Origin of the sequence: Fictibacillus tiangongensis (assembly GCF_048083785.1) — a bacterium.
GTDB lineage: Bacteria > Bacillota > Bacilli > Bacillales > Fictibacillaceae > Fictibacillus.
This window is the reverse complement of sequence record NZ_CP182294.1, coordinates 1,656,125-1,668,150: the sequence shown is the minus strand read 5'-3', so window position 1 is coordinate 1,668,150 and position 12,026 is coordinate 1,656,125. Positions and strand designations below refer to the sequence as shown.

General features: G+C 39.8%; 13 protein-coding genes and 1 other annotated feature. All 13 genes read right to left on the bottom strand.

Annotation, left to right across the window (positions count from 1 at the left end):
• Positions 1 to 44: 44 nt before the first annotated feature.
• The gene (locus tag ACNJYY_RS09115; RefSeq protein WP_416731461.1) at positions 45 to 1,364 is read right to left on the bottom strand and encodes a solute carrier family 23 protein; all 1,320 of its coding nucleotides are present in this window, start codon (positions 1,362 to 1,364) and stop codon (positions 45 to 47) included.
• Positions 1,365 to 1,545: 181 nt separating this feature from the next.
• On the bottom strand, positions 1,546 to 2,088 hold the full coding sequence (gene pyrR, locus ACNJYY_RS09110; RefSeq protein ID WP_066393489.1) for a bifunctional pyr operon transcriptional regulator/uracil phosphoribosyltransferase PyrR: 543 nt from the start codon (positions 2,086 to 2,088) through the stop codon (positions 1,546 to 1,548).
• A gap of 196 nt (positions 2,089 to 2,284) precedes the next feature.
• Positions 2,285 to 3,199: an RluA family pseudouridine synthase gene (locus ACNJYY_RS09105; RefSeq protein WP_416731460.1), complete on the bottom strand. Its 915-nt coding sequence runs from the start codon at positions 3,197 to 3,199 to the stop codon at positions 2,285 to 2,287.
• On the bottom strand, positions 3,186 to 3,656 hold the full coding sequence (gene lspA, locus ACNJYY_RS09100) for a signal peptidase II (RefSeq protein WP_416731459.1): 471 nt from the start codon (positions 3,654 to 3,656) through the stop codon (positions 3,186 to 3,188). The genes ACNJYY_RS09105 and lspA overlap by 14 nt, the downstream gene beginning before the upstream one ends.
• 367 nt (positions 3,657 to 4,023) lie before the next feature.
• Positions 4,024 to 6,786 (bottom strand): isoleucine--tRNA ligase, encoded by a 2,763-nt coding sequence (gene ileS, locus ACNJYY_RS09095; RefSeq protein WP_416731832.1) that lies wholly within the window; start codon positions 6,784 to 6,786, stop codon positions 4,024 to 4,026.
• A 93-nt stretch (positions 6,787 to 6,879) separates the two neighbouring features.
• Positions 6,880 to 7,104 (bottom strand) — a binding site (T-box leader).
• A gap of 45 nt (positions 7,105 to 7,149) precedes the next feature.
• Positions 7,150 to 7,653: a DivIVA domain-containing protein gene (locus ACNJYY_RS09090; RefSeq protein ID WP_137789726.1), complete on the bottom strand. Its 504-nt coding sequence runs from the start codon at positions 7,651 to 7,653 to the stop codon at positions 7,150 to 7,152.
• 76 nt (positions 7,654 to 7,729) lie between these two features.
• Entirely contained in the window at positions 7,730 to 8,503 is a 774-nt protein-coding gene (locus tag ACNJYY_RS09085) for an RNA-binding protein (RefSeq protein ID WP_416731458.1), read from the bottom strand.
• A gap of 9 nt (positions 8,504 to 8,512) precedes the next feature.
• On the bottom strand, positions 8,513 to 8,788 hold the full coding sequence (locus ACNJYY_RS09080; protein WP_416731831.1) for a YggT family protein: 276 nt from the start codon (positions 8,786 to 8,788) through the stop codon (positions 8,513 to 8,515).
• A 25-nt stretch (positions 8,789 to 8,813) separates the two neighbouring features.
• Positions 8,814 to 9,236 (bottom strand): cell division protein SepF, encoded by a 423-nt coding sequence (locus tag ACNJYY_RS09075; protein WP_191753678.1) that lies wholly within the window; start codon positions 9,234 to 9,236, stop codon positions 8,814 to 8,816.
• Positions 9,237 to 9,248: 12 nt separating this feature from the next.
• On the bottom strand, positions 9,249 to 9,929 hold the full coding sequence (locus ACNJYY_RS09070) for a YggS family pyridoxal phosphate-dependent enzyme (protein WP_416731457.1): 681 nt from the start codon (positions 9,927 to 9,929) through the stop codon (positions 9,249 to 9,251).
• A gap of 8 nt (positions 9,930 to 9,937) precedes the next feature.
• Positions 9,938 to 10,759, bottom strand: a complete 822-nt coding sequence (pgeF, locus tag ACNJYY_RS09065; RefSeq protein ID WP_416731456.1) for a peptidoglycan editing factor PgeF — start codon at positions 10,757 to 10,759, stop codon at positions 9,938 to 9,940.
• A 73-nt stretch (positions 10,760 to 10,832) separates the two neighbouring features.
• Positions 10,833 to 11,117, bottom strand: a complete 285-nt coding sequence (locus ACNJYY_RS09060; protein WP_066289211.1) for a YlmC/YmxH family sporulation protein — start codon at positions 11,115 to 11,117, stop codon at positions 10,833 to 10,835.
• Positions 11,118 to 11,208: 91 nt separating this feature from the next.
• Positions 11,209 to 11,991 (bottom strand): RNA polymerase sporulation sigma factor SigG, encoded by a 783-nt coding sequence (gene sigG / locus ACNJYY_RS09055; RefSeq protein ID WP_066240567.1) that lies wholly within the window; start codon positions 11,989 to 11,991, stop codon positions 11,209 to 11,211.
• Positions 11,992 to 12,026: the final 35 nt, after the last annotated feature.

The window sequence follows — 12,026 nt, the reverse complement described above, 5'->3', positions numbered from 1 at the left end:
TGTCGTCACCCTTTTAAGTCTCTCGTACTTAGTTAAAAGGTGTTTTATGCGGCTGTGTCGTTATCGTTCGTTTTGAACATTTTGTTTATTAGATCTTTGTCATCCTCTCGTCCTGGGAGCACCAGATTTAACATGATACCTATTAGCGTTGCTAATGCCATTCCAGCAATTTCAAAGTTCGCATTAATCTTTAATGCTGCTCCACCTATACCTGTTACCAAGATTACGGATGAGATGATTAAGTTTCGTTTGTTTCCAAAATCGATATTGTTGTCTACTAACATACGTAAACCAGATGATGCGATGATTCCGAACAATAGGATGGATACCCCTCCCATAACAGCAGTAGGAATCGTACTGATCAGTGCTGTTACTTTTCCAGAGAATCCGAACAGGATGGCCGTTATGGCTGCTCCTCCGATCACAAAGACTGAATAGACGCGGGTTATGGCTAACACTCCAATATTTTCACCATACGTTGTTACGGGAGGTCCTCCGATAAATGAACCGATGATTACTCCCATTCCATCACCTAAGATCGAACGATGAAGACCTGGTTTTTCAATAAAATTTCGGCCGACTACTTTTGAAAGCACGAGCTGATGTCCGATATGTTCTGCTATCGTAACCGCAGCCACTGGCATCATGATTATTGCGATGCTCCACGTAAAGTCTGGTGTATAGTTTACAAAAGGTACGAAGAAATCTGGAGCTTGAATCCATTTGGCTTCTGCTACTTTTGAAAAATCTACGATTCCTCTGAAGTACGCAAAAGTAAAGCCTGCTATGATGCCGATCAGAATCGGGATGATTCCTAAAATCCCTCTAAAGAAGATCGAACATACAATCGTTACTCCGAGAGTAAATAATGCTACTGTAAAGTGCATCAAGCTATATTTTTCTGTTGCCGGATCGTTCATCGCCATACCCACTGCTACGTTTGCTAATCCTAAACCGATTACGATGATAACCGGACCGACTACTACAGGTGGTAAAACTCTCATCAGCCACTTAAAACCGAATCCTTTGATCAAAAGAGCTACAACTCCGTATACTAAACCCGCTAAAAAGCTTCCTAGCATCGCTGCTTCTGGCCCTCCAAAAGCTTTTACCGTTAAGATCGGTGTAATAAAGGCAAAACTTGATCCGAGATAAGCAGGAATTTGTCCTTTTGTTACTAAAAGATACGCTAGCGTTGCAAGTCCACTTGATACGAGTGCCACACCTGGGTGAAGACCCACTAAGAATGGTACTAGAACTGTAGCACCAAACATGGCGAATAAGTGCTGCAAGCTCAACGTTAACCACTGAACCGGTGATGGTTTATCATGTACATCTAAAATCGCTTTTGTCTGGTTTTCCATATTATTGACCTCCTGATTGGTAACACATATTTTTGCAAAGGATGTAGCTTTTCAGCTCTTTGCAATAAAAAAACCTCTTCTGCTTTTTGCAAAAGAGGCCGCGGAGGCACAAGTGTACACGGATCGTGCCACTTGATCAATACCTCCCTTGCCAGCCTCTCTGGACTGAATTTAAAGGGACTTATTTAGTTGTTGAGATAGATACTTCATCGAACCCATCTACTTCTATTAAAGAAGCGGAGATGATTTCTTCACTCGATGTTGGAACATTCTTTCCAACATAATCAGCTCGAATCGGAAGCTCTCTATGTCCTCTGTCAATGAGAACCGCAAGCTGTATATTAGAAGCTCTTCCTAGATCCATGATGGCATCCATTCCAGCTCTTACTGTTCTTCCAGTATAAAGCACATCATCTACTAGGATTATCTTTTTGTCTGTCACTTCAACCGGAATATCGGTTCCTTTTACTTCAGGTTCAGAATTATCCGTTTTAATCTTAAGATCATCTCGGTACAATGTAATATCAATAACACCTACTGAAACAGCGTTCCCTTCAATCTGTTCGATCCGTTCAGCTAGGCGCTTTGCAAGAAATTCCCCACGGGTCTTTATGCCAGCTAATACGATGTCTGTAACTCCCTTATTTCGCTCAATAATCTCATGCGCGATCCGGGTAAGTGCTCTTCTGATTGCTTGGTCATCCATTAATACTGTTTTTGACATAAACTAACCCTCCTTTTAAAACTTGTTGCCTTTAACCGTTAGTTCCAAAAAAAAAATCCTCCCGTCACGCATGACGAGAGGATAGAGAAATCCTAAGTAAGAATTCTCATGAAAAACGTTTCCTTCTCAGCCTCACGGGACTAAAGTTAAAGGACTAATTAAGTTACATTGATTATGACAAACCCTTAAACGTTTGTCAACTTCTTTTCTCTAACAGATCCAATAGTTCAATCATGTCAGCTGGGATTTCTCGTTCAAATTCCATATATTCACCCGTGCTAGGATGATCAAACCCTAAAGTTTGTGCATGAAGTGCTTGACCTTCGATCTGCAATGTCTTTGAAGGACCATATTTCGGATCTCCGGCTAATGGGAATCCAATGTATTTCATATGAACACGAATTTGGTGTGTACGTCCTGTTTCTAACTGACATTCCACAAACGTGTAATTCGTAAACCGTTTGATCACATTAAAATGAGTAACAGCATCTCGGCTGTTTTCATCGGTTACAGTCATTTTTTGGCGATCACTCTTGTCTCTTCCGATCGGTGCATCAATCGTACCTTGGTCATGTGGCATGACTCCATGAACGATCGCTTTATAAACACGTGTAGTGGTTTTTGCTTTAAGCTGATCAACTAGCGATTCATGTGCCTTATCATTTTTTGCAACCATCAATAGACCAGATGTATCTTTATCGATACGGTGGACGATACCCGGACGAAGTACACCATTGATTCCAGATAGATCTTTGCAGTGTGCCATAAGACCGTTTACTAATGTTCCGCTATAATGCCCAGGTGCAGGATGAACAACCATCCCGCGTGGCTTATTCACTACAAGAACATCGGAATCTTCATACACAATATCCAGATTCATCTCTTCTGGTACAACATCAAGTACTTCTGGTTCTGGAATTTCAATCTCGATCTCATCACCAGCTGCACATTTATAATTCGACTTTACGGGTTTTCCTTCTAACAATACGATCTTATCCTTGATCCAGTTTTGAATCTGAGAACGTGACCAATCATCTTGTACATCAGATAAAACTTTATCAATACGGTTTCCTGCTTGTTCAGGAGTTACCGTATATTCAAATTTGTTCATTTTCTGGCTCCTTCTTTTTGCTTTCCATAAAACTTTGAATAAAAATTAAACCAACACCTACTACGAGTGCGCTGTCGGCTACATTAAAAATCGGGAAGTCATAGCTGCCGATGTAAACATTCAGAAAATCAACAACTTCTCCGCGAAGCAAACGATCGATAAAATTACCAATAGCTCCCCCTAATACTAGTGCTAACGCCGATTTAAGGAGTGTATCATGTGCATGTTTTTGCAGGTAATAAACAACTGCACCCACAACAATAACGGTAATAATAATAAAAAAGTATCGCTGATCTTGGAGAATGCCAAAAGCGGCTCCCCTGTTTCGGTGAGAGGTTATGTAGAATACTTGATCAATAACAGGAATAGATTGCCCTAATTCCATATTCTTTACGATTAGCCACTTTGTCACTTGGTCGATTACCAAGATGAGCAAAGCTACAAGATAATAAAACAATAGAACTCCTCCGATACAGAAATTAATGTCTTTATGAATTGTAGCACAGCCATCGGACGTTCTACAATTTAATTTGTGTCTGACATCAATGAAGTACACCATAACAAACAAAAATCCCGCAAAATGCGGGATTTTCTTAATAGGTTGTGTCAACTTTGTTGCTCTTGTAAGTAGTTGATCTCCGTTCCAGGTTGCTTCGCTTTCCGCGGGGCGACCGGTGAGCCCCTTGACGCTTCGCGCCCTTAAGGGTCTCACCTGTCCGCTCGTCCCGCAGGAGTCTCGCACCTTACACTCCGATCAACTTTCAAAGAAGAAAAAGAAAGTACAAGAACTTTTATAGATTTATCTGTTTAAATCACTGATACTTTTAAGCGTAGTGCTTTTCAACGATTTCTGCGCAGCTTGCACAAAGTGTTGGATGACTCTCGTTCTGACCAACATCTTCAGAAACAACCCAGCAGCGTTCACACGTTTCACCTTCTGCAGAGCTAACTGAAACAGCAACATGCTCATACACGCCTGCAGATTCCGGAGCTTCTGATTTCACTCCTCCAACTTGAGCTTTAGAAACGATAAAGAGCTTATTCAAGTCTTCTACTGATTCTAACCATGGTTTTAACGCTTCTGTCGGATAAAGAGTAATGGAAGCAGTTAGTGACTTACCGATTGTTTTTTGGCTTCTTGCTTCTTCAAGTGCTTTTAATACTTCATCACGAACATCCATGAATACATCCCAGTCTTTTTCAAGCTTTTCAGTACCTTGGTAGTTCTGCACTTCTGGCATTGTTGTTAATTGAACACTCACTTCATCAATGCCCGGAATGTATTCCCATACTTCATCAGCTGTATGAGAAAGAACTGGAGCTGAAAGCTTAGTAAGTGCCATTAGTGATTGATAAAGTACAGTTTGGATGCTGCGGCGTTTATGATCGTCTTCTGCTTGAATATAAAGAGTATCTTTTGCCATATCTAGATAGAACGAACTTAACTCAATCGTACAGAAGTTGTGTATCGTATTATATACCGTGATAAACTGATACTCTTCGTAAGCTTTTTTCACTTTAGCTACTACTTTATCCAGTTTAACCATCATGTATTTTTCAAGATCAGGCATATCTTCAAATTTTACAGAATGCTGCTTCGGATCAAACCCATGCAGGTTACCTAACAAGAAACGAAGTGTATTTCTGATTTTACGGTATACTTCTGCAACTTGTTTTAAGATGTCGTCTGATACACGTACGTCTGATTGGTAATCAACTGACGATACCCATAATCGGATGATATCTGCACCAAGCTGCTTCATCACCTTGATCGGATCTAATGTATTACCGATTGACTTACTCATCTTACGTCCTTCTCCATCTAGAACGAAACCATGGCTTAAGACAGCTTTGTAAGGAGCTTTACCAGTGATTGCAACAGATGTAGAAAGTGAAGAGTTAAACCATCCACGATATTGGTCAGATCCTTCAAGATAAAGATCTGCAGGTCTTACTAAATTCTCTCTCTCTTCAAGAACACCCCAGTGAGATGTACCCGAATCGAACCAAACGTCCATGATATCTGTCTCTTTTGAGAAACGGCCATTTGGGCTATGAGGTGAAGTAAATCCTTCCGGAAGCAAATCTTTTGCATCTCTTTCAAACCAGATGTTTGATCCATGCTCTCTGAACAATTTTACAACATGACTGATCGTTTCTTCTGTAAGAATTGCTTCACCATCTTCGCCGTAAAAGACTGGAATTGGAACACCCCAAGCTCTTTGACGAGAGATACACCAGTCTTCACGATCTTTGATCATGTTGTGTAAACGAGTTTCACCCCAAGTTGGAACCCAGTTTACTTCTTCAATCGCACGAAGCATATCTTCACGAATCCCTTTGATCGAAGCAAACCATTGAGCAGTTGCACGGAAGATTACCGGTTTCTTTGTTCTCCAATCATGTGGATAAGAGTGTGTGATGAATGAAAGCTTTAGTAGAGCACCCTTTTCTTGTAATTGTTCAGTAATCGGCTTATTCGCTTCATCATAGAACAATCCTTCAAATCCAGGTGCTTCTTTCGTCATAACACCTCTGTCATCAACGGGACACAATACTTCTAATCCGTATTTCTTACCTACTAAAAAGTCATCTTCCCCGTGACCAGGAGCTGTATGAACACAACCAGTACCTGCATCCGTTGTTACATGGTCGCCAAGCATGACTAGTGAATCACGGTCATATAAAGGATGACTGGCTACAGCATGCTCAATGTCAGCACCTTTAAAGCGTTTTACTACATCAGCTTGATCCCACTCAAATTCTTTCGTTAGTGATTCTAAAAGTGCTTCAGCTACAACATATTTTCCATTTTCCGTTTGAACAGAAACATAATCTAATTCTGGATGAACAGAGATTCCCAAGTTTGCAGGAATCGTCCATGGAGTCGTTGTCCAGATTACAAGTTTCTCATCTGTATCAAGGACACCTTTTCCATCCTTTACATCAAATGCAACATAGATAGAAGCTGAACGTTTATCTTGATACTCGATCTCTGCTTCTGCTAGTGCAGATTCTGATGAAGGAGACCAATATACGGGTTTTAAACCTTTGTAGATCAGATCTCTTTTGGCCATTTCACCAAATACTTCGATCTGTCGAGCTTCGTAACCTTTATCTAACGTGATATATGGGTTTTCCCAATCTCCACGAACACCTAGACGTTTAAACTGCTCACGTTGATGGTCGACTTGTTTTAGCGCATACTCTTCACAAAGCTTACGGAACTCTGCAACTGTTAGTTCTTTGCGTTTTACTTTACCGCTTTTTGTTAGTGCTGTTTCGATCGGCAGCCCGTGAGTATCCCAACCCGGAACGTAAGGAGCATAGTGACCTGTCATCGATTTAAAGCGAACGATGATATCTTTTAAAATTTTATTCTCTGCGTGTCCGATGTGGATATCACCATTGGCATATGGTGGTCCATCATGCAGGATAAAAGGAGGTAAATCCTTCGTATTTTCTAACACCAAATTGTAGATGTCTAGTTCTTTCCACTTGTCTTGAACAACAGGTTCTCTTTGAGGAAGATTTCCTCGCATCGGGAACTCAGTTTTCGGCATTAATAACGTGTCTTTATAATTCATCATCTTTCCTCCTTCATTACGATAAAACGTGACAGATGACCAAAAGTACCATGCTAAAACAAAAAAACCTTCTCGCCCCTACTGCATGCTGACAGTAGGGACGAGAAGGTTATCCCGCGGTACCACCCTAATAGGTTCGTATATAATCACGAAACCCGCTTAGTCATCCGTAGCGTGGATGAGGCGCCTGAACTTACTGCTTTTTCAGTTCAGGAACTCAAGGGTGATATTCGAATACTCCTCTATACTAGGCTCACACCATTTCCTAGCTCGCTTTAATAGATAAAAGTAATCTACTGTCCCCGTCTTCGTCACATATTAATCTTAGAAAATTATATGCGATTTTTTAAAGTAATGTCAAGCTTACGACTTTACTTCCTGTAGTTCATAGCCTTCAAGATTATCTGGTGCATTCAAAGAATCCCAGTCATCATTCTTTAACATTTCAAGTTGAGCTTCGATCAACATTTTGAAACGCGTTCGGTAAACAGAAGACTGTTTCTTTAATTCATCAATTTCCATTGAAATCTTTCGAGATTTCGATAACGACTCGTTAATGATTCGATCTGCATTTTTTTCAGCTTCTTTTACAATTAAGCGAGCCTCTTTCGTTGCGGTGCGTTTTACTTCTTCCCCTGTTTCCTGAGCAATTAGAATCGACTTATTCAGAGTTTCCTCAATGTTTTTGAAATAAGAGATCTTTTCTTCAAGGTTCGCTACCGTTTCCTCTAGTTCTTTCTTTTCTCGGATCACTGTTTCATAATCTTTGATGACTTGATCTAAAAAGTCATTCACTTCATCTTCACTATACCCTCTGAAACCTCTTGTGAATTCTTTGTTATGAATATCCAGTGGTGTTAAAGGCACAACGGCCACCTCCATTGATGCATTATTTTTTACCTAATTTCGACAAATTTTCCGCCATTCCTTCTATTTAAGGAAATTATTTTAAAAGTCCGTAACGGATACGCCACTTTTCTTTCTTAGTCGTTCCCTCGATCGCGATGAGTTTACTCCTGCCGAATCCTCTTACTGAGAGCTCATCACCTTCCATCATTTCAGTTGAAACATGGTCAACGATCTTATGATTGAGCTTAACCCGACCTTGTTGGATCAAGGGGGATGCTTTTGCACGAGAAAGGTTGTACACTTCAGCGACAACCACATCTAGTCGCAGGGAAGACACAGTTCCGCTCTTTTCGTTATATTCAGTCTTTACTTCTGCTAGTTCATCTTCTGAAATAGTATGTAACGTAATACCCGTCTTACCGACTTTCGTTAAGTTTAATTCAATAAATCCAGAGATCTCAGTTGCACAGATGAATTGAACACGATCTCCTGAAATTAAAATATCACCATACTTCCCTCTTTTGACACCTATGTTCATTAAGGCTCCTAAAACATCTCGGTGTTCAATCGTAGAGAATTTAGCAGGATACTGAATGTTATAACAGACTAATTGAAAATCCTCGTTCTGAGCTTCATAATAATCCGGATAGATCAATGCTCTCTTCCGTTCAGAATAAGAAGAGCCTCCCCATAAAGAGAGGCGGATTTCTGTATCGTTACCAACGATGGTTTTTACGATTTCCTGTTCTCTCGGATCAAGAAAGTCCGTCAATCTCGGACTATACCTCTCGAGCACCTCTGACTTCCAGTGCAAGACCCTATCCACAAAATCATGCTCTTCTGGTCTGTAATGCTGATAGATACTCATATCAATCTCCTAAAGTGAACGAGCTATCATCTGTGCGATCGCCGATACACCAAAACGAGCAAAGTGCAGAGCCATTAATGCTACGATCGGTGAAAGATCAATCATGCCAAGAGGCGGAATAATCTTTCGAAAAGGAGAAAGATATGGCTCAACGAGTCTTGCGATCACTTGACCGATGGATGACTCACGAGCGTTTGGAAACCAAGATAATAGTATGTACCCGATAATCATGTAGTAGTAGATCTGAATAAGAGTTAGTACTACGTCTTCAACTGCAAAGATCATATTCAATAATTTTCACCTGCCTGATTTAATCTTCTTCCATCATTTCTGAAATCGTTCCGGAAACATCAACATTTTCAGGAGTACACAAAAATGTATTCGGCCCTAACTTTTGTATGTCACCACCGATTGCATAAACAGTTCCTGATAAAAAGTCTACGATTCTTTTTGCTTGATCATGCGGAATTCTTTGTAAATTCATAACAACAGCTCGTCGATTCTTTAATTGATCTGCGATATCTTGAGCTTCTGCATATACACGAGGTTCTACAAGAACAACTTTAACTTGTTGTTGAATACTTTGAAGACTTACAACGTTCGGTTTTCCTTTTTTCGTATGAGACGGTGTGATTTCCTCTTCTTCTTGCCTTGATTCTTCCTCGTATTCTTCTTCATACTCATAGTCGTCTTCCAGATCAAAAAAACGCTTGAATTTTGTTTTAATTCCCATCTGTACCACCTCCTAAAATTCTTTTCCTACTAAACTCGTCCCTATTCTAATAAATGTTGCACCTTCTTCAACAGCAATCGAAAAATCGTTAGACATTCCCATAGATAGCTCAGTACATGGAGCATGATCCATTTTTTGTTTCTGTATTTCGAGTTGAAGTTGCTTTAATGTAGAAAACACGTTTCTGATTAAGGATTCATCATCAGTAAAAGGTGCCATAGTCATAAGTCCGACAACCTTGATACGATTGTAGTCTTTTAATTTATCGACAAAAGCGACCACATCTTTTACTGGCAAACCATGTTTGGAATCTTCTTCCGCTACGTTAACTTGTACAAAGCATGAGATGGTCTTTTCTGCTCTTTTTTGAATCTCACTCGCTAAACTTAAACGGTCTAATGAATGGATATAATCCACATGCTCGATCACATCTTTTACTTTTCTAGTCTGCAGAGTTCCGATAAAGTGCCATTTAACCGACGTGTCTTTCAAAAATTCTTTTTTGGATAGCAGTCCTTCTATCCTGTTCTCCCCGATATGTTCAATCCCTGCTGAAACAGCCGCTCTCGTTGTTTCATTACTCACATATTTCGTCACAGCGATCAAATTAACGCCCTTTGAAGATCTGTTTTTTTTCTCGCAAGCTTTTTGAATTTCATTTAAGATATGTTCTTTGTTTTCTTTGATACCCAATTTCTTGATTAATCCCCTTTCCTGCCTATATAACTCATCATTCTTCCCGTCTTGCCTCTGTCTTTACGATGTGAAAAGAACACGTCGTTTTGACAGCTCGTACATTGATCTGAAACGATAATATTTTCAGGAAGTACTCCAGCTCTTAAAAGAAGGATTTCATTTAGTTTTTTCAAGTTTAATTGATAGTTTCCTGCTTCATTCTTTTTATAAACGGTGTCTTCAGTATCTCCACCTAATGCTACTTTTACTTCTTGAATTACTCGATCATCTACCTCATAACAGCAATGCCCTATAGAAGGACCAATTGCGGCTAATACCGCCTTCACGTCAACATTCTCTTTATCTTGCCAAGTTTCGATCATTGCTGGACCGATTTTTGCAACTGTTCCTTTCCATCCCGCGTGTGCGAGTCCGATCAAGTTATCGTGCGGCGAAAAAAAATAGAGAGGTACACAGTCCGCATACAGTGACGTTAAAAGAATGTTTTCATCTGATGTATATAATCCATCTGCATCAGGAATTGCTGTTTCAAAATCTAAAGAACCTGCTCCTCTGTCTTCTTTAGACACCTTTACAATATTTTCAGCATGAATTTGTTTAGAACCTACCCAATTTTCAACCGGAAAACGTATGTCATCTGAAAATAATCTGCGGTTTTTCCGCACCGTATCTGGATCATCATTCACATGAAAACCCATGTTCATAGAATGAAAGGGCATTGTACTATTCCCGCCTTCACGTGTTGTGAAACCAGCAATAACCTTAGAATTTATCTTTTGCCAAGTCTGTATTGCAAAGTGCTTTCCAGATCGTTCAAATGTGTTCATAAGTATGTATTCCTCCTGGAAAGTTTTATCTTTATTTTACCACAATTTAAAGCAGGAAAGAAAAAAGAACCGTTTATTTCAATTGATCAAACGGTTCTTTAACATATTCATTTAATTCGCTAGCTTCCATATGTCTTACAAGAATAACATCTGCACCGATCTTAACAATATTTCTCCAAGGTATCACGATGTCGTTCTCTCTTGCAAAAAAACCAAGCATCTTTCCAGCACCAGGGATGATGATCGCATCTATCTTTCCTGTATTTAAGTTGATTTCAAGATCAGCTATATGACCGAGCTTTTTTCCATTTGCTACGTTAACCACATCTTTCACTTGAAAATCTGATATTTTATTCATCTACGATCCCCGCCTTTCTTCTTTCAGTATATGAAGGACAAAGCTATTTCATGTTTCTGTCCAAAAATAAAAAAACCCGTAGAAACGGGTTTTAGCTGCTTTGGATGTTTTTATTCATCTGAGAGATTGCTGCTTTTTCAAGTCTCGATACTTGCGCCTGTGAAATTCCGATCTCATCGGCAACTTCCATCTGCGTTTTTCCTTGAAAGAAACGCATCGTTAAGATCATCTTTTCTCTATCATTCAGACGGCGCATTCCTTCTTTTAAAGCAATCTCCTCAATCCACTGCATGTCTTTTGCTTTATCATCGCTGATTTGATCCATTACAAATATCGGATCACCACCATCATTGTAGATCGGTTCAAATAGTGAAACTGGATCTTGAATGGCATCAAGTGCAAAGACAACTTCTTCTTTTGGTACATCTAGAGCTTCTGCAATCTGTTGTGCCGTTGGCTCCCGAGATAGTTTGTTCATAAGCTGATCTCGAACTTGCAGTGCTTTATATGCGATATCCCTTAAGCTTCTGGAAACTCTAATCGGGTTATTGTCTCGAAGATATCGGCGGATCTCACCAATAATCATCGGAACTGCATAGGTTGAAAACTTAACATTCTGACCTAGATCAAAATTGTCTATGGACTTCATCAGCCCGATACACCCTACTTGAAATAAATCATCTACATGCTCTCCGCGGTTGTTGAACCGTTGAATGACACTCAGAACGAGCCTGAGGTTTCCGTTAACCAAAGTTTCGCGTGCATCAGGATCACCTTTATGCATCTTATCAAAAAGAATACGCATCTCTGGGTTTTTTAAAACAGGAAGCTTTGATGTGTCAACTCCGCAAATCTCAACTTTATTTCTTGTCAAGTCTTTTCCCTCCTGCCGGGAGCTAATTTCAAATT

Bases quoted from the DNA above. Each gene is read 5' to 3' on its own strand.
- ileS (WP_416731832.1), bottom strand. From the start codon at position 6,786: ATGAATTATAAAGACACGTTATTAATGCCGAAAACTGAGTTCCCGATG.
- ACNJYY_RS09060 (WP_066289211.1), bottom strand. From the start codon at position 11,117: ATGAATAAAATATCAGATTTTCAAGTGAAAGATGTGGTTAACGTAGCA.
- ACNJYY_RS09075 (WP_191753678.1), bottom strand. From the start codon at position 9,236: ATGGGAATTAAAACAAAATTCAAGCGTTTTTTTGATCTGGAAGACGAC.
- pyrR (WP_066393489.1), bottom strand. From the start codon at position 2,088: ATGTCAAAAACAGTATTAATGGATGACCAAGCAATCAGAAGAGCACTT.
- ACNJYY_RS09085 (WP_416731458.1), bottom strand. From the start codon at position 8,503: ATGAGTATCTATCAGCATTACAGACCAGAAGAGCATGATTTTGTGGAT.
- ACNJYY_RS09105 (WP_416731460.1), bottom strand. From the start codon at position 3,199: ATGAACAAATTTGAATATACGGTAACTCCTGAACAAGCAGGAAACCGT.
- ACNJYY_RS09080 (WP_416731831.1), bottom strand. From the start codon at position 8,788: ATGATCTTTGCAGTTGAAGACGTAGTACTAACTCTTATTCAGATCTAC.
- ACNJYY_RS09115 (WP_416731461.1), bottom strand. From the start codon at position 1,364: ATGGAAAACCAGACAAAAGCGATTTTAGATGTACATGATAAACCATCA.
- pgeF (WP_416731456.1), bottom strand. From the start codon at position 10,759: ATGAACACATTTGAACGATCTGGAAAGCACTTTGCAATACAGACTTGG.